We start from the raw sequence: 19,389 nt of genomic DNA, 5'->3' as shown, positions 1-19,389 counted from the left end.
GACAGCGAAAACTAGCAAACTTGAAAAAAGGAAAATACTATTATATCTGGGTAGGAGCAGTGATCCTGATATTCGGGATCATCTTTGTACCCAGGATCGTAGAGCGGCTCCAAAATGACGATGTGGTAGACATCAACCGCATGAACACCGATCCTGAAGATGCACCGCTTTCCTATGTTTACCTCAATGGGGAAAAGCGAAAAGTTCCCGAGTTTACACTGCTTAACCAGGACAGCTTGCTGATCACAGACCAGGATTACCTGGGAAAGGTGTATGTGGCGGAATTCTTTTTTACAACCTGCCCCAGTATCTGCCCCATAATGAACCGCAACCTGGTGGAATTACAGCAGGAATTCAAAGACTATGAGAATTTTGGGGTGGCTTCCTTTACAATAAACCCTGAATATGATACGCCATCCGTATTAAAGGAGTATGCAGAAGCATACGGGATTACGGATATGGACTGGCACCTGCTTACAGGAAATTCAGATACGATCTATGCCCTTGCCAATTCCGGCTTTAACATCTTTGCGGCAGAAATGCCGGATGTCCCCGGAGGCTTTGAGCACTCAGGCCTCTTTGCGCTTATTGACCAGCAGGGCTATATCCGTTCACGTAAGGATTCCTTTGGTAATCCTATTATTTATTACCGGGGTGCGATCAGCCTGGATCAGGAAGTAAATGCCCAGGGAGAAACAGAACAAATCAGCCTCCTGAAAGAGGATATTGAAAAACTTTTAAAAGAAAATACAAGTGGAAAGTAGCCTTCAAAAGAACGCCCCTAACCTCAATCGCTGGATCAATATCATCTCCATAGCCATCCCTGTGGTGGTAGCTATTCTATTTGGGGTACGCCTGCCCAACGTGGAACCCCTTAGTTTTCTTCCCCCGATCTATGCCGGGATTAACGGGCTTACAGCGGTCCTGTTACTGGTTGCCCTCTGGGCCATCCGAAGTGGAAAAAGAACACTGCATCAAAATTTAATGACAACCTGTATTGTCCTTTCCCTGTTGTTCTTACTAATGTATGTGGCTTACCATATGACCTCGGATTCCACTCCTTTTGGGGGAGAAGGCTGGGTGAGATACCTGTATTACGCCATCCTGATATCCCATATTTTGTTATCGATAGCTGTAATACCCCTTGTTTTGCGCACCTATGCCCGGGCCTATCTGAAAGATTTTGCAGCGCACCGTAAAATAGCCCGGATTACCTTTCCCATCTGGCTGTATGTTGCCGTTACCGGGGTAATTGTATACCTGATGATCTCACCTTATTACGTATATTAGGGTATGTCAAAAAAAGGCTTGCTATTCTGTGTTACCTTACTTCTGATCGTCCTGCCAATAGACCTTCAGGGACAGTGTGCCATGTGCAGGGCTGTTCTGGAAAGCAATGGGGACCAGTCTGTGGCAGAGGGGATCAACAATGGCATTGTTTACCTGATGGCCATACCTTACATCCTGGTAGGGTCCCTTATTTTTATTGTTTACCGCAAGCTTAAATCCTGAAGATTTATTTTCAGCCCCTGAAACTGTAACAATTTCTCCCGCTCTAAGTCTTATTAGTACCCTTTGGGTACATCATCAATCAAAAGTACTAACCTCATGTTCGATTTGGAGCGGTGGCAGGAAATCTTTGAGACCATCCGCAAAAACAAGCTCAGAACTTTTCTTACCGGATTATCCGTTGCCTCGGGTATTTTTATCCTGGTAATACTGCTGGGGTTTGGACAGGGGATGCGCAACGGGATAGCCTATGAATTTGAGGAAGATGCCGCTACCTCCGTCTGGGTTTGGCCAGGGGTAACTTCAAAAGAATTCAAAGGGCTCAACCCGGGCAGGCGGGTACAACTCAGAAATGAGAACTACGATAATTGGGTGGCTCTAAACCGGGATCGTATAGAGTATGACGCCGCCCGTAATTTCGTAAATGGGGTTTCCGTCACCTACGGCAATCAGGCATTGGTTTACAGCATTCAGGGTGTTCATGACAATTTTCAGTTTATTGAAAATGCTAAAATGCTGCAGGGGCGTTTTATCAATTATTCGGACCTGGAAAACACAGCAAAAGTTGTAGTGATCGGGGATAAAATAAGGAAAGACGTATTTGGGGATTTGGATACTCCCCTGGGAGCCTACATAGATTTTTCGGGCATCCCCTTTAAAGTAATTGGTGTCTACCATGAACGCGAAGACCGGGAGGAGGAGCGCTTGTTTATTCCCATAAGTACCGCTCAGCAAGTATTCAACGGAGGAGACCGCGTCAATAATATGGCCTTTACGCTTCCACCTGCTGAGAATTTTGAGCAGGCCGTGAGCGAGGCAGTGGCCTTTAAAGACCAGCTGCGGCAATACCTTTCCCAGATACATACTATTGCACCTGATGATACCAGTGCCCTTGAGGTGTGGTCTGCCCTGGAGGAGGCCAAACGCTATTACAGTCTTACCAATAACATAAAACTGTTTTTCTGGTTCGTGGGAATCTGTACTATTATTGCCGGGGTAGTAGGCGTAAGCAATATTATGCTGATAGTGGTAAAAGAGCGCACCCGGGAAATAGGAATACGAAAAGCCCTTGGTGCAAAGCCTTGGGAAATTGTGGGTATGATCCTGCATGAGGCCATTTTTGTTACCGCCATTTCCGGTTTCCTCGGGCTGATTTTCAGTATGGGGCTACTGGAACTGCTAGGCCCTTATGTGGAGGTGGATTATGTCAAGAATCCCTCGGTAAACCTCAATGTTGCCCTTACCACTGTATTTGTGCTGATCCTGGCCGGAGCCGTTGCCGGTTTTTTTCCAGCCTGGCGAGCCGCCAATATTCAGGTAATCAATGCACTCAAAGATGAATAGGGAGTTGGCATATCGCTTATTAAAACCTGGCTGCCATGTTTAACAAAGACCGGTGGAAGGAAATCCTGGAGGTGCTTACCAGCAACTGGTTTCGCACGGTCCTGACGGCATTCGGGGTGTTTTGGGGTATCCTGATCCTGATCATCCTGCTGGCAGCCGGTAAAGGGCTGGAAAACGGGATTAAGGCAGACTTTGGAGATATCGCCACCAATACCATGTTTATCTGGACCCGCAGCACAACCAAGGCCTACAAAGGACTTCCGAAAGACCGGGAATTTCGATTTAAACTGGAGGATGTAACACTGCTCAATCAGCGTTTTCCGCAATTGCGTTTTGTTTCTGCCAGAAACCAGCTCGGAGGTTTTCGAGGGGGCAGTAATACGGTCCGAGGGATCAAAACGGGGGCTTACAATATTTATGGAGATTATCCGGAGATCATCAACCAGGACCCGATGAGCATTACCTCCGGGCGATTTCTGAATCAGAATGATATTGTTGAGAAACGCAAAATTGCCATAATAGGAGAGGGGGTTGTCCGGGAATTATACGAGAAGGGAGAAGAAGTTCTGGGTACCTATATAAAAATCCAGGGGGTGAACTTTATGGTGGTGGGGACCTATAAAAAACGCTCCAACGACGGCGACGGGGAAGAAGGGCAAAAGCAGATATTCATTCCTTTTTCTACTTTCTCCCAGGCCTTTAACCGGGCCGACAATGTTGGCTGGATGGCCATTACTGCCAATGGTGGCACTTCCATCACCTCCATAAAGGAAAATATCGTGAGCGTTTTGAAAGAAAAGCACAAGGTGCATCCTGAAGACCCCAGGGCCATTGGGTATTTCGACCTTTATGAGCAGTATAACCGCGTAGAAAGCCTTTTTGGGGCTATGCGCTTTATCGCCTATTTCGTGGGGATTCTGGTACTGCTTTCCGGTATTATCGGGGTGAGCAATATTATGCTGATTGTGGTAAAGGAGCGCACCAAGGAAATAGGAATCCGTCGTGCACTGGGTGAACAACCGGGAAGCATACGGAAACAGATCCTGTTTGAATCACTCTTTTTAACCATTATCTCCGGAATGGCCGGAATCGCTTTTGGCGCCTTATTTATATATGGAATCAATTCCCTGCTGGATGCAAGCGGGCCGGTGGATATGTTTATGAGTCCAAGTGTGAGCGTGGGGGTGGTTTTAACTGCCTTGCTTATACTCACCATCTCCGGCTTGTTGGCGGGCTTAATCCCCGCCCAGAGCGCCATAAGGGTAAAACCCATAGACGCCCTTAGAACCGAATAATAAATTGAAACATAAATCCCTGTTATAATTAGGAACGAAAATGAAAAAATCAGTTACCGTAATCATTTTAGTAGCCATTGTACTGACCTTTTCAACGGCCATGTATTACCTGTACCAGAAAAATGCGGAAGACCCTGTGGTATATCAGACCGAAAAACCCAGCCGCCAGAATATTGTCAAGAAAACGGTGGCTACCGGGAGTATCCTCCCGCTGGAAGAGGTGCTTATCAAGCCCAATATTTCAGGTGTGATCGAAGAAATCTATGTGGAAGGGGGAGACTATGTCAAATCTGGTGATATGATTGCCAAAATCAAAGTGGTTCCCAACCTGAATGCCCTGAACGATGCTAAAAACGGCATTGAGGACGCCAGAATTACCCTGGACGACCAAAAGCGCAATTTCCAGCGCCAGCAAAACCTATTTTCCAAAGGGGTCATTTCGCAGGTAGACCTGGAGCGGGCCCAGGTCAGTTATGACCAGGCCAAACAGGCCTATGCAGCTGCCAATGAACGCTATGACATCGTTAAAACCGGTACTACCCGAGGCCTGAGCAATGCTGCCAATACATTGATACGGGCCACTGTGAGCGGGATGGTGCTGGAGGTTCCCGTTGAAGTGGGCAACCAGGTAATTGAAAGCAATACCTTTAATGAGGGTACCACCATTGCTTCCATTGCCGATGTGGATAAGATGATTTTCGAAGGGAAGGTAGATGAATCCGAGGTCGGTAAAATCAAGGAAGACCTGCCCCTTGAAATCACCGTTGGGGCCCTTGAGGGTCAGGTCTTTGAGGCAGTGCTGGACTACATAGCCCCAAAAGGAAATGCGGAAAACGGGGCCATACAGTTTGAAATCAAAGGGACCCTTAAAAAGCAACAGGATATTTTTATCCGGGCTGGCCTGAGTGCCAACGCCTCCATTATTCTGGGCAGAGCCGATAGCGTACTGGCGTTAAAGGAAGCTTTGGTTCAGTTTGATCCGGAAACCAAAAAGCCCTTTGTGGAAGTTTCAACAGGCGATCAGCAATTCGAACGCAGAGATCTTGAATTGGGATTGAGTGACGGCATCTATGTGGAAGTCAAATCAGGTATAGACGAGAAGGATTCTGTTAAGGTCTGGAATACTTTGGTACAAGGTGTTGATATATAGTTTTTTAATAATAATTTAATAAGAAAATACCTATATTTAAATAGAGGGTATCGCCTTAACAAACCATTAAATTTTAAACTATGAAATCAACTTTAATTTTATTACTCGTTTTTTTTACTGCCTTTGAGATAGGGGAAGTAAATACCATGGACCTAAACTCTATCTTGAATAATTCAGAGAATTTTAAAACGATACAGGCGATTCAAAAGGATTTCTCTGAAAGGCTTAAGGGGATTGACAATTTCTCGGAAATTTATAAGACAAATAACTTTGATGAGCTGGCTTCTGAAGACATGAATATTTTGATGTCTGAGCTTCTGGGGTTTAGCAGTATTGACGAATTTCTATCCTACAATGAAAAGTATCAGCAAGCTTATTCTGAACTAATGAAAGAATTTGGGGACCAAACATTCGAACAGAAAACGAGGGTGGATCGTCAGATTGAAGAAAGTTTGTTTAATTATTTGACAAATGGGCCTGATATTGAAGGTTGTATCAGTCATTGTAAGGATGAGCGAGGGGATTGCTATCGAAAAGCAGCCTCGACTATAAATATTCCTGGGGCTGGACTCGTTTTTTTTGCTGCGGCTGCGGGTCAGGCGATCGTATGTGAGTATGATTATGGTATCTGCGGCGGAAAATGTTCTACTGGTAGTCACCCTTATTATAACTAGGCTACTGGCGGAGAATCTAATCCAATCAGTTTTAATCTAGCGATACCCTTTTTAATAAATTAGATTACAACTATACTTCATCTCTATTAATTCAATAGAAATTCACCATTTCATAAAATATTAGACAGAATTTTGTAACAAAATTGCTATTCGTAGGTCTAACACTTAGAATTGGTTTTAAAACACTCAACCAAACATGATTGAAATTAAAGATTTACATAAATCCTATAAGATGGGGAGCAACTCCCTGCACGTTCTTAAAGGGATTAATTTCACAGCAGAAGATGGAGAATTAGTGGCTATTATGGGATCTTCCGGTTCCGGTAAATCCACCTTGCTCAATATCCTGGGAATGCTGGATGAAGCAAATTCGGGCGAATACAACCTGGACGGGGTTCCCATCAAAAACCTAAGTGAAACCAAGGCGGCCAAATACCGCAATAAATTCCTCGGATTCGTATTCCAGTCATTCAACCTGATCAATTATAAAAGTGCCCTAGAAAACGTGGCCCTGCCCCTCTATTATCAGAAAGTTGGCCGAAAGGAAAGGGAAGCACGTGCCCTAAAATATCTGGAACAGGTTGGGCTTAAGGAGTGGGCACACCACCTGCCCAACGAGCTGTCCGGGGGTCAGAAACAGCGGGTGGCTATCGCAAGGGCCATGGCTGCAGAACCAAAAGTGTTGCTGGCAGACGAACCCACCGGGGCCCTGGACAGTACCACCTCTTATGAAGTGATGGACCTGATCCAGAAGATAAATGACCTGGGCAATACCATTTTGGTGGTTACACACGAAGAGGACATTGCACACATGTGCAAACGCATCATACACCTCAGGGACGGGGTGATAGTTGAAGATAAAAAAATAAAGCAGGTAAGAGCTTCGGAGTATGTTCAATAAAGACACCTGGCAGGAAATCTGGCACAGCATCAAGAGCAATAAGCTGAGGACCTTTTTAACGGGTTTCTCGGTAGCCTGGGGTATCCTTATCCTGGTATTATTACTTGCGTCCATTAACGGGATGCAGAACGGGTTTGCCAAGCAATTCAATGACGATGCCACCAACTCCATTTTTATATATCCCAACGCTACTTCCAAACCCTACGGCGGGTTTGAAGCCGGCCGTCGCATCGTTTTTCGCAATGACGACTTGAATTTTATCCGCAGGAGCTACGAGGGATTTTACGAGTACATCTCCCCGCGTTTCTCCCGTACGGCGGTCACTAAATTTCAAAAGGAGACCGGATCCTACAACGTGATAGGGGTTAGTCCGGACCATAAGGAAATTGAGAGAACTGTTATCAATAAGGGCCGATATCTGAACACCAATGACCTTAACAACAAACTCAAGGTGGTCGTGATTGGCCGGCAGATACAAAAAGAACTTTTTAAGGATGAAGACCCCATAGGCCAGAACATTATCCTGAATGGCCTGGTATTCAAGGTTATCGGTTTATTCTCTGACGATGGAAACGAAAGGGAGGAGAGCAATATGTACGCTCCCTACACGACCATGCAGCAGATTTACGGGAATTCCGATGAGATCAATACCATCGCATTGACCTACAATCCGAATTTCGATTTCACCAAGGCACTTAATTTTTCCAACACCATGGAAGTGGTGCTCAAACGCAGGCTGGTGATCCATCCGGACGACCAAAGCGCATTCTTTATCAATAATTATGCAGAAGGCTTTTCCAACGTACAGACCTTTACCAACTTCCTGAAGTTTGTGGCCATTGGCGTGGGGGCACTCATCCTGATTGCCGGGATCGTGGGGATCGGGAACATCCTGATCTTTATTATCAAGGAACGTACCAAGGAAATTGGGATCCGAAAGGCCCTGGGGGCACGGCCCATAGAAGTGATAAAGCTTATTTTGATGGAATCCATAGTCATTACCACCCTTGCCGGTTTCGGAGGGATGTTATTCGCAATGGGGCTGGTAGCCATAATATCCCCGCTGGTGGATGCGCCTGCCTTCTCCAATCCGAATGTGGACAATGCCACAGTCATTACCTGTACGATCGTTTTGATCATAGCGGGTGTATTTGCCGGCCTGATCCCCTCGATCAAGGCGGCGCATATCAAACCTATTGACGCACTTAGAGCAGACTAACCATGGGAATATTTGACAGAGACTTATGGAGTGAGGTATTCACCACCCTGACCAAGAACATGCTGAGGACTTTTCTCACTACTCTGGGGGTGATCTTTGCCATCATTATCTTAATTGGCCTGCTGGGCGCTACCAACGGCATGAAGAATGGCTTTAACCAGATTTTTGCGGGTACAGCCACAAACAGCATGTTCCTATGGACCCAGCGTACCTCTATGCCCTATAAAGGCTTTGAAAGAGGACGCTCTCTGGATCTCAGTCTGGATGATGTGGAACTCATAAAAAGCCAAGTGCCGGAGGTAAATACCATTTCTCCGAGAATCCAGTTGGGCAACTTCCGCGGAACGGTAACGGTACTCCGCCAGGGAAAATCGAGTGGTTCCAGCGTATATGGAGATTACCCCACAATAGACCTGATGTCCAAAAAGAAGATTGTTGAGGGGCGCTTTATCAATCAGAACGATATTGAACAGGCCCGTAAGGTTTGTGTAATCGGGATTGATGCCTATAAGTTGCTCTTTGAAAAAGGAGAGGATCCCATAGGGGAAAGTATAAAAATCAACGGGATATACTTTACGGTTATAGGTACTTTTAAACGAAACGACAACATAAACTTTGAGGGGGAAAACGCCGTTTTTGTACCCTTCACTACCTTCCAGACCGCTTTCAATAGCGGGGATGAGGTTGGCTGGATGGCCATCCTGGTAGATGAGGATAAATCAGTGGCCCTTGCTGAGAAAAAGATTAAAGACCTCCTTAAACGAAAATACAATGTACATCCCGATGATCCGAGGGCGTTTGGCTCCTTTGATTTTTCCAAAATCTTTGAAGGAATCAATGCCTTTACGCTGGTGCTCTCGGGATTTTCCTTCTTTGTGGGGATATTCACCCTGCTTGCCGGGGTAATTGCCGTAAGTAACATTCTGCTGATTACCGTGAAGGAACGCACCAATGAAATAGGAATCAGACGTGCCCTGGGCGCCACTCCGCGCGTTATCCGAAGGCAGATCATTATGGAATCCATCGTCCTGACGTTCTTTGCAGGGCTGATTGGTTTTATCATTTCCATCGGGATCCTGCACGGCCTGGACGAAGCATTCGGACAGAGCGATGATGCCCCCTTTACCAATCCAACGGTAAGTATGCTGCAGGTAATTGTCTCTTTTGTGCTGATGGTTGGCCTGAGCATCCTTATTGGCCTGATCCCGGCAAACAGGGCGGTTAAAATCAAACCCATAGACGCATTACGAGAAGAATAATAATTAGCTATATAACAAGAAAACTAACACTAAGTAACCATGAATAAATACGTAAAATACGGACTGATCACTGTTTTGGCTCTTGGAACGCTCTACGCAGTTGCCAGGGTGCTGAAAACCAATAGCAAGCCTGCCGTAGTATTTGAAACGACCACTCCGAGCAAACAGACCATCGTCAACAAGGTGGTGGCAACAGGAAAGGTCATCCCGCAGGACGAAATTGAGATCAAGCCTCAGATATCCGGAATTATAGATAAAATTTACCTGGAAGAAGGAGCCAAAGTAGCGGCAGGAGACCTGATTGCAGTAATCAAGGTTGTTCCTAACGAGCAGGCCCTGTATCAGGCACGTGGTCGTGTACGCAATGCGGAAATCGCATTGAATAATACCAAGATCGAATACGACCGGAACAAGAAATTGTTTGACCGTGGTGTTATCTCCAGCCAGACCTTTAACAACCTGCAGCTGCAGTATGACCAGGCAATGCTGGAAGTGGAAAATGCAAAGAATGACTATCAGATCATTCAACGCGGCTCTGCCGGGGGGTCCAGCTCGGCCAATACCAATATCCGGGCAACCGTTGCCGGAACCATCCTGGAAATACCAGTTGAGGAAGGAGACCAGGTTATACAGTCCAATAACTTTAATGACGGGACAACCATTGCCACCATTGCAGACCTGACTAAGATGATTTTTGAAGGGCAGGTAGATGAGGCTGAGGTAGGGAAATTAAAACTGAACATGCCTTTGAAAATTAGCCTTGGGGCCATTCAGGATAAGGAGTTTGACGCCAACCTTAAGTTCATTGCCCCCAAAGGAGTGGAAGATCAGGGAGCTGTGCAGTTTCGCATAGAGGGGGATGTAGCCCTGAACGAAGACTTTTTCATCCGCGCGGGTTATAGTGCCAACGCCTCTTTGGTACTCGAACAAAAGGATAGTGTTCTGGCGGTAAAGGAGGCCATTCTGCAGTTTGACAAGGAAACTGAAAAACCTTTTGTGGAAGTTGAGGTAGGCGAAAATAAATATGAAAGAAGGGATATTGAAACAGGAATTTCTGACGGAATATATGTGGAGATTCTCTCCGGTCTCAAAGAGGAAGATAAAATCAAGATTTGGAATAAGACGGAACCTGTTGACGATGACGCGGACAATAACTAATTCATCAAAGCTTCAAAAAATGAACGAATTGAATCAATTGAAATTAACACGCTGGTTGCCTATAGGGATTCTAATCTGTATCCTGAATGTAGCAGTAACCCAGGGTCAAATGAAAAAATGGACCCTGGAGGAATGCGTAACCTATGCCGTGGAAAATAATATTACCATACAGCAATTTGAACTGGACCTGATGAACGATAAAATCGATCGTTCCGATGCCATCGGTGGCTTGCTGCCCAGTTTTAATGCACAAATTCAGGGAGGTGGAAATACCGGTCTTACCTTTGACCCTACCACTAATGCCCCGGTAACCACTACCATTATAACGGCTACTGGTAACGCTACGGCTGCCCTTACGCTCTTTGATGGTCTCAGGAATATCAACCGCGTCCGACGTGCAGAAATGCTGGCACTTTCCTCCCAGTACCGCCTGGATGACCTGGTAGACGATATCCGGCTGAATGTTGCGAACGCTTACCTGCAGGTGTTATCCGACAAAGAATCCCTTAAGGTTTTCCGTGCCCAGTACGCCGTAACCGAGCAGGACTTGTTCCGTACACGCGAACAGGTAGAAGCCGGGGTTTTGCCCAGAGGAGACCTTTTGGAAATTGAGTCTACTGCTGCCGGGCAGGAACAACAGATCATCAATGGGGAAAACCGGGTATTGCTTTCGCGTATTGCCCTGGCCCAATTGCTGCAAATTACGGATTACGTAAATTTTGATATAGCCGATGAAGATTTTGAAATCCCCCCATCCGATATCCTGAACTACAGTCCCAAAGAAATCTTTGGCAAGGCTCTTACCTTCCGAAACGATATTAAAAATTCAGAGGCCAATGTTGAATTGGCCCAGAAGGACCTGCAAATTGCCAAGGGGGCATATTACCCCACCCTGAGTGCCTTTTTCAACTATAATACACGGTATTCAGACCAGACCAGAGACCCGCTTACCGGAGGGGAAATCAGTTTTGCAGATCAGCTATGGATCAACGATGGTATCTCGTACGGGGCCCGGATCAATATTCCTATTTTTAATGGGTTTAGTACCCGTAACAGTGTGAGGCGGGCTGAAATTTCCATGAAGAGGCAGGAATTGCAACTGGAACAGGACAAACTGGATCTGGAAACTACTGTAAACCAGTCTTATGTGGATGTTCAGAATGCTGCAAAAACCTATGAAGCGGCTCAAAAGACACTTTCTGCAAGGCGACTGGCCTATGAATATGCAAAGGAACGTTATGAGGTAGGCCTGATGAACGCCTTTGATTTTAGTCAGGCGCAGTCCCGTCTGGATAATGCCGAAGCTGAAGTAGTACGTTCGAAATACGATTATATATTCAGGATTAAAGTTCTGGAATTCTTCTACGGGATTCCGATTTCCCTGGACTGAGAATGAATCGCTAACGGTTAATGGCCCCGGGTTTGCTTTTGCATGGCCCGGGGCCTTATCTTTGCTGGCTATGGCATGGATACTGAATCTGGAAACCGCCGGAACAAATTGTTCGGTAAGTCTGTATAAAGCCGAGGAGCTGGTGGCGATACGTGAAGACAACAGCCCTGGCTATTCACATGCGGAATTGCTGCACCTGTTTATTGAGGAAGTGGTTGCTGAAGCTGGTATTGTTCTTGCCGATTTGCAGGCAATTGCCGTAAGCAAAGGCCCGGGTTCCTATACCGGCCTGAGAATTGGAGTTGCCTCGGCCAAAGGGCTTTGTTTTGCCCTGGATATTCCGCTAATCAGTATCCCCACCCTGGAATCCCTCGCCAGGCAAATAACACCAGCAGAGGGCCTGATCGTTCCGCTGATGGATGCCCGGCGCATGGAAGTCTATACCGCCGTTTTTGACAGTGACCACAAGCAAATGGCGCCTACAGTTGCAAAAGTTGTTGAGCCGGATTCTTTTCTGGAGCTGGCCCAAAAAGGGAAGGTACATTTCCTGGGTACCGGAACTTCTAAATGTGCTGATGTCCTGGAACACCCCAATTTTATCTTTTATCCCGGGCTTTTTCCATCGTCCCGTGAAATGGGAAAGCTTGCCTTTGATAAATATCAGCGGCAAGCTTTCGAAAACCTGGCTTATTTTGAGCCATATTACCTTAAGGATTTTATCGCACATGGCGGTAAAAATCCTGGAAAATAACACCCTAGTTTTTCATATGAATGTCCCTCTGTGGGAATGGGATTTCAATTCCTTCCTTGTCAAAGCGGAGCTTCAGGGTCTCCATAACATGGAAATGCGCTTTCCAGAAATCAGGATTATTTGCCCAAAAGCGCAGCGTAAGGTTTACGGAACTGTCTGCAAGTGCTCCCACATACACCTCGGGGGCAGGTTCCTTTAGGATGCGTTCGTCCTCAGCGCAAATTTCAAGCAGGATATCCTTTGCTTTTTTGATGTTGGACCCATAGCCGATTCCTACATCAATTTTGTTCCTTCGGGTATCTTCCGCATTGTAATTAATTATGTTGTTATTGGATAGCTGTCCGTTGGGAATGATGGCTACCTGATTACCAAAGGTATTGAGTTTGGTAGTAAAGATCGAAATCTCCTTGACGGTACCGTCTACTCCCTGGGCAGAAATAAAATCCCCCACTTTAAAGGGCTTAAAGAGCAGTATCAATACTCCCCCGGCGAAGTTGGCCAGAGACCCCTGTAAGGCCAGCCCCACCGCAAGTCCGGCGGCACCCACCATGGCTACCAAGGAGGAGGACTGTACCCCTAACTGGGTAATTACCAATACAAAGAGAAGGAGTTTTAATGCTATTTTAATAAAGCTCATCAAAAAGGATTCCAGGGCCTCATCGTAATCCTTTTTATCAAAAAAGCGTTTCACCAGGCGGTTGATAAAGCGGATGATCCAGGAACCCACCACCAAAATGATCAGTGCCGTGATAAGATTGGGTAAGAACTCCCACATCAGCCTCAGACCATCTTCAATATAACTTTCGTAATTCTTTAATTCGTCCATTGTTGTAGTTAATTAATTTTAGCTTCTCAGTATACAAAAATTGAAAGAGGTTCCCAATTTAATAAATCTAAAAATCTGTTAAGTCTTAAAGGTTTTTTGGAGAACTGATAGGGCTTTATCCGGTGAATTGAGTGGGTGAAGGCAGTGCCCCTTTTTGCAAATAAAAATACGTGTTTGGTCAGCAGTGTATCGATTGCGGAATAAAGGCAGGTCCGATGCCTGAGGGGAAGCAGCAAATAAGGTATTGGGCAGATAATGCCGGAACATAGCTTCCAGATAATCCGAGGCCTCCGGCCCTGTAATGACCACTTCAGAAAAGTCTTCTGTAAGCCAGAGGGCCAGCTGCATCCAGTTGCTGTATTGTGAAGAGTATTTCTCTATAGCCGGAGTCATGGCCGAGAGCATCTTCTCGGCCTGAACGATGTAGGATTCCTTCCCGAAAAACAAGCCCAGCCGAAACAGGTTTTTGCCCATAATGGAATTTGAGGCCGGGATTACGTTGTCATTAACTTCTTTGCTTCTGCGGATCAGGGGTTCATCAAAATCGGACACAAAGTAAAGCAGGGGGCTCTCACCGTCTGAAAAGTGATCCAGGCAAAATTCCAAAAGTTCTCTTGCGGCTTCCATAAAGCGCAAATCCTGTCCGGCTTCATACAGGTCAATATATCCCTGGATGACGGTGGCGTAATCTTCAAGAAAGCCGTTGATGGAAGCAGTTGTTCCCGGCATGGTATGATAAAGCCCGCCATCCGGGCTGCTAAGGCCCGATCTGATAAACTCCGCCAGCGTGGTGGCCGCTTCCAGACTTTCATGAAGCCCGCAATAGCGGTATGAATCTGCCAGGCCACTGAGCAACAGGCCATTCCAGGAGGTAATTATTTTATGATCCAGCCCGGGCCGGGGGCGTTGGTTACGGATTTCAAGCAGTTTGCCCCGGGTTATTTGGACACGCTCGCGAAATTCCTCAAGGGTCATCTGATGGGCTGTGGCGACCTCCTTTTCAGTCAAACTCCGGCAGAGGACGTATTTTTCTTCTTCCCAGAGTCCTTTAGAGTTCAGGTTGTAATAATCACTGAACCAATCAAAGTCTTTTTTCAGAATGGATTTTAATTCGGCTACAGTCCAGACATAGAAAGCTCCTTCTTCGGATACTCCATTCACATTAAGGCTGTCTGCATCCAGGGAAGCCTGGTAGCCACCTGCTTCGGATTTTAATTCCCTTTCTAAAAAGGCCAGGGTGTGGCGTACTACATTTTTGTAATCATCATTATTGAAAGCTGCATAGGCTCTGGAATACAGGGAAAGCAATTGTGCATTGTCATACAACATTTTCTCGAAGTGGGGAATATGCCAGCGTTCATCCACCGAATACCTGGAAAACCCTCCACCAATCTGGTCGTAAAGCCCGCCCGCAGACATAGCATCAAGGGTTCTCCTTGTGTGGCTGATGATTTGCTCATCCCCCGTTTTAAAACCCCAATGCAGCAATAGCTCCATCGAAACAGGCATCATAAATTTCGGGGCTCCCCTGTTCCCTCCGTATTGCGGGTCAAACCGCGGCTTCCAGTCCTGAATCATCCCGGATAGTCTTTGCCTGTCCAGATCTGGTCCGGATGCTTGACCGGGAACTATTTCATTGATACGGTGCAGGGCCCCCGTGAGGTCGTCTGCGTATTCCCGGATCTTATCCGGATCTTCCCTGTAGAGTCTGGACAACTGGCTCAGCACTCGTATCCAATCCGGCTTTCGCACATAGGTAGCCCCCCAGAAGGGACGTCCGTCAGGCAAAGCCACTATGTTTAAGGGCCAGCCACCGCTTCCGGTCATGATCTGCAGGGCATCCATATAGATCTGGTCTACATCCGGTCGTTCTTCCCGGTCTACCTTAACCGGGATAAAACGTGTATTCATGACCTCCGCTACTTCGGGGTCTTCAAAACACTCGTGTTCCATTACATGGCACCAGTGGCAGGCGGCATAGCCAATACTGATAATCATCAATTTTCCAGACTCCCTGGCTGCCTGAAGCGTTTGTTCATTCCAGGCCTCCCATCTGACCGGGTTGTGGGCATGCTGCAACAGGTATGGGCTGCTTTCGTGTATCAGATTATTCGGTTCCCGGGTATTCAAAATTGATTGTTAAATGGTGTTTGTATAAAAAAAGCGCCCGCAAGATACGGGCGCCAGTCTTTTTCAAGGGAATTGCCTATTTAACCTCAAAGGTGATTTTTACATTAACCCGGTAATCATGAATTTTCCCGTCCTTAACGGTAGCGCTTTGTTCATTGATATAAACGGAACGGATGTGCTCTACTGAGCGCGAGGCCTGATCCAGTGCTTTTTGTGCCGCGTCTTCCCAACTTTTATCTGAGTTCGCGAGCAGTTCAATTACTTTTAATATTGCCATAATCTTGAATTTTTAAGTGTCCCTTCAAGATACTAAATAATGGCAGAATACTCAAGTGATTTCAATCAAATCATCCGTTGATAGCCACTACCTCTTCAACCTTGTCTCCCATCATGTTCTGCAGCATGGTCTGTATACCATTTTTGAGGGTGAAGGTAGAAGATGGACAACCACTGCAGGCACCCTGTAGAATGACGTGTACGGTTTTGCTTTCGGCCTCATAAGACTGAAAAACAATATTGCCGCCATCACTGGCAACAGCCGGTTTTACGTACTCTTCCAGAATATTCACAATCTCCTGTGAGGTTTCATCAAGGTTCTGATCCCCGGTTGCAGAGCCCGTTTGCTGTGCTCCCGAAGATCTGGGGGTATCCGCGCTGATAACTTCCCCGCCCTGTGCGAGGTATTCCCGTATAAATTCCCTGAGTTCCATGGTTACCTCGTTCCAGTCTGCCACCTCGTATTTAGTGACTGAGATGTAGTTGAGGTCCATAAAAACCTCTTTTACGAAAGGGAATTCGAATAATTTGCGCGCCAGGGGAGAAGTGGCGGCCTCATCTATATTTTTAAACTCGAATACGTCAGGCACCAATTTCTTATTGGCGACAAATTTCATTACCGCAGGATTGGGGGTCACCTCTGCATAGACGGTAACAGCCACCTTATCTTTTTTGGGTTCCTCAGTAACCACAGGTTCGCCTGCATTCAGGTATTCTACCAGTTGCTGGGCCACCTCGTCTTTTACGTCTTCCCACTGCACGATATCAAAGCGTTCCATGGCAATAAAATTCCCGGATATATAAACCGTTTTGATAAAAGGCAGGTAAAACAACTGCTGGGCCAACGGGGCATTTTTTGCCTCATCGATGTTCCGGTACTCATAGTGACCGGCTTCCACCAGGGGATGATTGGCTTCAAACTTCAAAATGCTCGGATTGTTCGTTTCCTTTACGGTGATCACATATTCTTTCATGAAATCCTGTATTTGATGCAAAAATAGGGTATTTTCAAGGGATACGTCAACATAATAATGTCTCTTTTCTGCCGTTATACTCTATATTTAACCCAATGACCAACCTGCTCCCAGTCTGATTAGATGAAACGAATCACCTTGTTGTTCCTTTTTGTTTTTGGCCTTGCTATTCACGCGATCAGAGGACAGGAGGGTATACCGGTTTACTTTGACTATTTATCCGATAACTATTACCTGGTCCACCCTGCCATGGCAGGAGTAGGGGAAGGGGGTAAAATCCGTCTGACAGCCCGAAAACAGTGGTTTAGCGTAGACGAGGCCCCTAATTTACAAACCCTTAGTTTCCATTATCGGATTCCACAGACCAGCAGCGGGGTAGGTGCCATTGTTTTTAACGATGCCAACGGATACCATTCGCAGACGGGTCTGAAACTCACCTATGCCCATCACTTGCAATTCAGCCCGGATTACAGGGTGCTTAATCAGCTATCTTTCGGTATGAGTGCCGGTTACATCCAAAGCAGCCTGGACGAAACTGAATTTCGCTCCGTGATTGCGGACCCTATTATTACCGGCGGCCGTAACAGTGTGGGTTATTTCAATGTGGATTTTGGGATGTCCTATAATTTCCTTGAATTTTATGCACATGTTTCCGTATTGAATGCCCTGGGTACAGGCAGGGATTTGTATACAGCCATAGAATTTGACAATCTGAGGAGATACCTCTTATCTGCCGGCTATGTTTTTGGCAGGGGGAAGTGGCAATACGAACCATCCGTTTTATTGCAGCTTACGGATTTTACCAAAGAAAAGACCATTGATATCAACGCCAAAGTGTACAGGGAAGTCGGGTTCGGAACCCTTTGGGGCGGTTTGTCTTACCGCCGCAGTTTTGACGGCGCCCAATTTCTCGCCAATGGAAATTTTGGGGAACAGCGACTGCAGTTGTTTACTCCCATTGTGGGCGTAAATGTGGGTCAGTTTATGTTTTCCTACAATTATTCATATCAATCAGGAGACATTCGCCTGGATAACGGCGGCTTCCACCAAATCACGCTGGGGTATGACTTCGGCCAGTTATCCGCAAAAAGATACGATTGCAACTGCCCGGCGGTGAACTACTAAATGAAAAACCCGACCTGAATAAACAAGCCGGGTCTTTCTCTATCAACACCATCCTCCTGCTATCGATTAATCACTTGATCCAGTGATAATTCTTATTTGAAACCTGTTTTCTTATTGCAGCTTTCAATGCACTTTCAAGCGCATCTGATGCGTCTGTCCTTTGTTCTGACAGATAGGCTTCCCTTTTTTGGTTTACTTCCCTGATCTCCTTTTGAATGCGCCTGCGCTCACTGAGTTGGGTTTGCAGGTGTTTTTCCAGGGTGGGCTCATCCATAGACCGAACACTGGCCGGCAGGGAGGTTTTGTCAACACTGGATAGCTTTATTTGGTTTTCGGCATAGGCATCTACCAGGTCCCACTCGCTGTTGCGATAATATCCGGAACTCTTACTGACTGCCCTTTCCGCCAGTACCGCCTCTTCCATTTCCATGGCATTTGCGTCCTGTGTAGCCTGCATTTGCTTTTTGGCCGCCCCTTTGGCCCCATAACCGATATAGGTCTGGTTCAGTTTCCGGTTTAATTCAATGATAACTTCATCATAAGGGGTCTTTATGTGTACGATTTCCCGCAGGTGATCTATGGCTGAGTACTGTCCTCCGCCCCGTTTGGCCCCGTCTTCCCATAGGGTACGGATTCCAAGCTGGTAATCTCCGCAAAAAATGGTATTGACGATCAGGCCTTTTTCACAGCTGTCCTCAAGGACGCTTTTATAGCTTATTTCCCCCTGATTAAAAGGCTCATTTCCGGCAATAAAAACAAACTTAAGGTCCTTTTTATCCCGGCTCCAATCCAATTGTCGCAGGGCTGTGGCGATCACCTGCCCGCAATACTCATCCCCCCCCTGCGTACTCAGCGAAAACAATTTCTCTGATATTTCATCCAGGTCGCTGCTGAAGGGTAACACCTGCCGGATGTACCCGCCCCTCGGGCTCAGGCGGCTGTTGCCATATTCGTAAAGGGCGATTTCCAAAGACGGGGCCATATCTTCAGAACAACGCACATAGGCAAATTCATTTACCAGCTCCCATAGGGTGGCCTTGGCCTGATTGATCAGGCCATCCATACTGTTACTGGTATCCAGAAGCAGCGCAATCTGAACCCTGGACCTGTGGTATGCTGTTTCGGGTGACTCCTTTTCAGGCCTGGCATACACAGAGCAGGCAAAGGCCAAAAAGAGGCTAACGGTTGTAGTAAACATTTTTGTTTTCATAATCTTTCCAACTTTTAAGGGCAATCTACCCGCATATTCCCAAACAAAAAACGGGTGATGAGCGAACCGGCCTTTTGGATGAGTTAAGCCGGCAAAAGCATTAGGGATCTCCTGAAAAGGCAGCTTATATAGCTGGTTTTCGGCTTCAGGGTGTTTTACGGACTGAGGGAAATGGATTAAGTTTATACTTCTCTAAGC

19 protein-coding genes are annotated in these 19,389 nt (G+C 46.4%); 14 read left to right on the top strand and 5 right to left on the bottom strand.

Annotated features, from left to right (window positions below; genetic code table 11):
- Window positions 1-20 precede the first annotated feature (20 nt).
- The 13 genes from ACT6NU_RS03745 (at window position 21) to tsaB (ending at window position 12,650) form a co-directional block, all read left to right on the top strand.
- Window positions 21-764, top strand: coding sequence for an SCO family protein (locus ACT6NU_RS03745; RefSeq protein WP_445383125.1), 744 nt, complete (start codon window positions 21-23; stop codon window positions 762-764).
- Entirely contained in the window at window positions 754-1,290 is a 537-nt protein-coding gene (locus ACT6NU_RS03740) for a DUF420 domain-containing protein (protein ID WP_445383124.1), read from the top strand. Before ACT6NU_RS03745 ends, ACT6NU_RS03740 begins: the two co-directional genes overlap by 11 nt.
- A gap of 3 nt (window positions 1,291-1,293) precedes the next feature.
- Entirely contained in the window at window positions 1,294-1,512 is a 219-nt protein-coding gene (locus tag ACT6NU_RS03735; RefSeq protein ID WP_445383123.1) for a hypothetical protein, read from the top strand.
- 96 nt (window positions 1,513-1,608) lie between these two features.
- Complete coding sequence (locus tag ACT6NU_RS03730) at window positions 1,609-2,853, top strand: ABC transporter permease (RefSeq protein ID WP_445383122.1); 1,245 nt, start codon at window positions 1,609-1,611, stop codon at window positions 2,851-2,853.
- Between the two features lie 35 nt (window positions 2,854-2,888).
- A complete protein-coding gene (locus ACT6NU_RS03725) occupies window positions 2,889-4,148 on the top strand; it encodes an ABC transporter permease (RefSeq protein WP_445383121.1) in 1,260 nt (419 codons plus the stop codon).
- A gap of 40 nt (window positions 4,149-4,188) precedes the next feature.
- Window positions 4,189-5,298, top strand: a complete 1,110-nt coding sequence (locus ACT6NU_RS03720) for an efflux RND transporter periplasmic adaptor subunit (protein ID WP_445383120.1) — start codon at window positions 4,189-4,191, stop codon at window positions 5,296-5,298.
- Between the two features lie 80 nt (window positions 5,299-5,378).
- A complete protein-coding gene (locus tag ACT6NU_RS03715) occupies window positions 5,379-5,972 on the top strand; it encodes a hypothetical protein (protein WP_445383119.1) in 594 nt (197 codons plus the stop codon).
- 196 nt (window positions 5,973-6,168) lie between these two features.
- Window positions 6,169-6,873 (top strand): ABC transporter ATP-binding protein, encoded by a 705-nt coding sequence (locus tag ACT6NU_RS03710; protein ID WP_445383118.1) that lies wholly within the window; start codon window positions 6,169-6,171, stop codon window positions 6,871-6,873.
- Window positions 6,863-8,092 (top strand): ABC transporter permease, encoded by a 1,230-nt coding sequence (locus ACT6NU_RS03705; protein WP_445383117.1) that lies wholly within the window; start codon window positions 6,863-6,865, stop codon window positions 8,090-8,092. The genes ACT6NU_RS03710 and ACT6NU_RS03705 overlap by 11 nt, the downstream gene beginning before the upstream one ends.
- Window positions 8,093-8,094: 2 nt before the next feature.
- On the top strand, window positions 8,095-9,351 hold the full coding sequence (locus ACT6NU_RS03700) for an ABC transporter permease (RefSeq protein ID WP_445383116.1): 1,257 nt from the start codon (window positions 8,095-8,097) through the stop codon (window positions 9,349-9,351).
- Window positions 9,352-9,390: 39 nt separating this feature from the next.
- On the top strand, window positions 9,391-10,509 hold the full coding sequence (locus ACT6NU_RS03695; protein WP_445383115.1) for an efflux RND transporter periplasmic adaptor subunit: 1,119 nt from the start codon (window positions 9,391-9,393) through the stop codon (window positions 10,507-10,509).
- 109 nt (window positions 10,510-10,618) lie between these two features.
- Window positions 10,619-11,899 carry a TolC family protein gene (locus tag ACT6NU_RS03690; RefSeq protein ID WP_445383114.1) on the top strand — a complete coding sequence of 427 codons (1,281 nt, stop codon included), beginning with the start codon at window positions 10,619-10,621 and terminating at the stop codon, window positions 11,897-11,899.
- A 70-nt stretch (window positions 11,900-11,969) separates the two neighbouring features.
- The gene (gene tsaB, locus ACT6NU_RS03685; RefSeq protein WP_445383113.1) at window positions 11,970-12,650 is read left to right on the top strand and encodes a tRNA (adenosine(37)-N6)-threonylcarbamoyltransferase complex dimerization subunit type 1 TsaB; all 681 of its coding nucleotides are present in this window, start codon (window positions 11,970-11,972) and stop codon (window positions 12,648-12,650) included.
- A 4-nt stretch (window positions 12,651-12,654) separates the two neighbouring features.
- Here the strand turns inward: tsaB and ACT6NU_RS03680 are convergent, their stop codons facing one another.
- From ACT6NU_RS03680 to ACT6NU_RS03665, 4 genes are all read right to left on the bottom strand, one after another.
- The gene (locus ACT6NU_RS03680) at window positions 12,655-13,476 is read right to left on the bottom strand and encodes a mechanosensitive ion channel family protein (protein ID WP_445383112.1); all 822 of its coding nucleotides are present in this window, start codon (window positions 13,474-13,476) and stop codon (window positions 12,655-12,657) included.
- 78 nt (window positions 13,477-13,554) lie between these two features.
- Window positions 13,555-15,606 carry a thioredoxin domain-containing protein gene (locus ACT6NU_RS03675; RefSeq protein WP_445383111.1) on the bottom strand — a complete coding sequence of 684 codons (2,052 nt, stop codon included), beginning with the start codon at window positions 15,604-15,606 and terminating at the stop codon, window positions 13,555-13,557.
- 76 nt (window positions 15,607-15,682) lie between these two features.
- Window positions 15,683-15,883 carry a dodecin family protein gene (locus ACT6NU_RS03670; protein ID WP_445383110.1) on the bottom strand — a complete coding sequence of 67 codons (201 nt, stop codon included), beginning with the start codon at window positions 15,881-15,883 and terminating at the stop codon, window positions 15,683-15,685.
- Between the two features lie 70 nt (window positions 15,884-15,953).
- Window positions 15,954-16,856, bottom strand: coding sequence for a NifU family protein (locus tag ACT6NU_RS03665; RefSeq protein WP_445383109.1), 903 nt, complete (start codon window positions 16,854-16,856; stop codon window positions 15,954-15,956).
- 123 nt (window positions 16,857-16,979) lie between these two features.
- Between ACT6NU_RS03665 and ACT6NU_RS03660 the strand changes: the two genes are divergently transcribed.
- A complete protein-coding gene (locus tag ACT6NU_RS03660; protein ID WP_445383108.1) occupies window positions 16,980-17,981 on the top strand; it encodes a PorP/SprF family type IX secretion system membrane protein in 1,002 nt (333 codons plus the stop codon).
- Between the two features lie 70 nt (window positions 17,982-18,051).
- On the opposite strand, the gene ACT6NU_RS03655 is transcribed toward ACT6NU_RS03660, so the two are convergent.
- Complete coding sequence (locus ACT6NU_RS03655) at window positions 18,052-19,191, bottom strand: vWA domain-containing protein (RefSeq protein WP_445383107.1); 1,140 nt, start codon at window positions 19,189-19,191, stop codon at window positions 18,052-18,054.
- Window positions 19,192-19,389 lie beyond the last annotated feature (198 nt).

It is taken from the genome of Robiginitalea rubriflava (assembly GCF_052540725.1).
The sequence above is the reverse complement of the archived record's forward strand: the minus strand, read 5'-3'. Positions and strand labels throughout refer to the sequence as shown.

Coding starts and splice junctions, on each gene's coding strand:
- ACT6NU_RS03655 (WP_445383107.1), bottom strand. CDS start 19,191: ATGAAAACAAAAATGTTTACTACAACCGTTAGCCTCTTTTTGGCCTTT.
- ACT6NU_RS03695 (WP_445383115.1), top strand. CDS start 9,391: ATGAATAAATACGTAAAATACGGACTGATCACTGTTTTGGCTCTTGGA.
- ACT6NU_RS03720 (WP_445383120.1), top strand. CDS start 4,189: ATGAAAAAATCAGTTACCGTAATCATTTTAGTAGCCATTGTACTGACC.
- ACT6NU_RS03700 (WP_445383116.1), top strand. CDS start 8,095: ATGGGAATATTTGACAGAGACTTATGGAGTGAGGTATTCACCACCCTG.
- ACT6NU_RS03680 (WP_445383112.1), bottom strand. CDS start 13,476: ATGGACGAATTAAAGAATTACGAAAGTTATATTGAAGATGGTCTGAGG.
- tsaB (WP_445383113.1), top strand. CDS start 11,970: ATGGCATGGATACTGAATCTGGAAACCGCCGGAACAAATTGTTCGGTA.
- ACT6NU_RS03665 (WP_445383109.1), bottom strand. CDS start 16,856: ATGAAAGAATATGTGATCACCGTAAAGGAAACGAACAATCCGAGCATT.
- ACT6NU_RS03660 (WP_445383108.1), top strand. CDS start 16,980: ATGAAACGAATCACCTTGTTGTTCCTTTTTGTTTTTGGCCTTGCTATT.
- ACT6NU_RS03725 (WP_445383121.1), top strand. CDS start 2,889: ATGTTTAACAAAGACCGGTGGAAGGAAATCCTGGAGGTGCTTACCAGC.
- ACT6NU_RS03730 (WP_445383122.1), top strand. CDS start 1,609: ATGTTCGATTTGGAGCGGTGGCAGGAAATCTTTGAGACCATCCGCAAA.
- ACT6NU_RS03710 (WP_445383118.1), top strand. CDS start 6,169: ATGATTGAAATTAAAGATTTACATAAATCCTATAAGATGGGGAGCAAC.
- ACT6NU_RS03705 (WP_445383117.1), top strand. CDS start 6,863: ATGTTCAATAAAGACACCTGGCAGGAAATCTGGCACAGCATCAAGAGC.
- ACT6NU_RS03670 (WP_445383110.1), bottom strand. CDS start 15,883: ATGGCAATATTAAAAGTAATTGAACTGCTCGCGAACTCAGATAAAAGT.
- ACT6NU_RS03715 (WP_445383119.1), top strand. CDS start 5,379: ATGAAATCAACTTTAATTTTATTACTCGTTTTTTTTACTGCCTTTGAG.
- ACT6NU_RS03735 (WP_445383123.1), top strand. CDS start 1,294: ATGTCAAAAAAAGGCTTGCTATTCTGTGTTACCTTACTTCTGATCGTC.
- ACT6NU_RS03690 (WP_445383114.1), top strand. CDS start 10,619: ATGAAAAAATGGACCCTGGAGGAATGCGTAACCTATGCCGTGGAAAAT.